Annotated in this window: 1 protein-coding gene; it reads right to left on the reverse strand. The window is 71.5% G+C overall.

Annotation, left to right across the window (positions count from 1 at the left end; genetic code table 11):
• Positions 1 to 152: 152 nt before the first annotated feature.
• Positions 153 to 603 (reverse strand): DUF5926 family protein (locus LPA54_RS35205; protein ID WP_228984666.1); only part of this gene is annotated, 451 nt, incomplete at its 5' end.

Raw genomic sequence — 603 nt, forward strand, 5'->3', positions numbered from 1 at the left:
GTAACAAGAGATCGGCGGTAAGCAAATTCGATCTCGGCGTTTCCGGTCACCGACTGGCTTGTACGAACGGGGAGTTACGCGAGCGTAAGGAAATGCGTCCCGGGCGGTTCGGCCGCCCGGGAACATCCGTGAGGAGCCGGGTGCGGAGCGCCTCAGCTCAGTGTGACCTGGCGGTTCGTCAGACCGCCGCGCGCCCGGCGCTCGTCCGCGGTGAGCGGGGCGTCGGTCGCCAGCGCGGCGGCGAGCCGTTCGGCGAACTCGGCGGCCGGCTTCTCCACGTCCTCCGCGCGGACCTCGCTCGGCAGGTCCCAGACCGGCACGGTGAGCCCGTGAGCGCGGAAGGAGCCGACCAGACGGGTGCCCTCGCCCAGGGAGGAGCGGCCCGCCGCGTGCAGCCGGGCGAGAGCGTCCAGAAGCTGCTCCTCCGGGTGCGGCATGACCCACCGCTGGTGGTTCTTCTCGGGCGTCTCGCACCAGTACGCGGAGTCCACGCCCGTCAGCGTCACGGTCGGGATCGCCGCCGCGTTGGCCCGCTCCAGGGAGGCGGTGACGTCCGGGGTGGCGTTCTCCGGGTCCGGGACCCAGAACTCGAACCCGTCGTGC

The sequence above is a fragment of the Streptomyces sp. DH12 genome (genome assembly GCF_020873895.1).
In the GTDB taxonomy this organism is placed as follows: Bacteria; Actinomycetota; Actinomycetes; order Streptomycetales; family Streptomycetaceae; genus Streptomyces.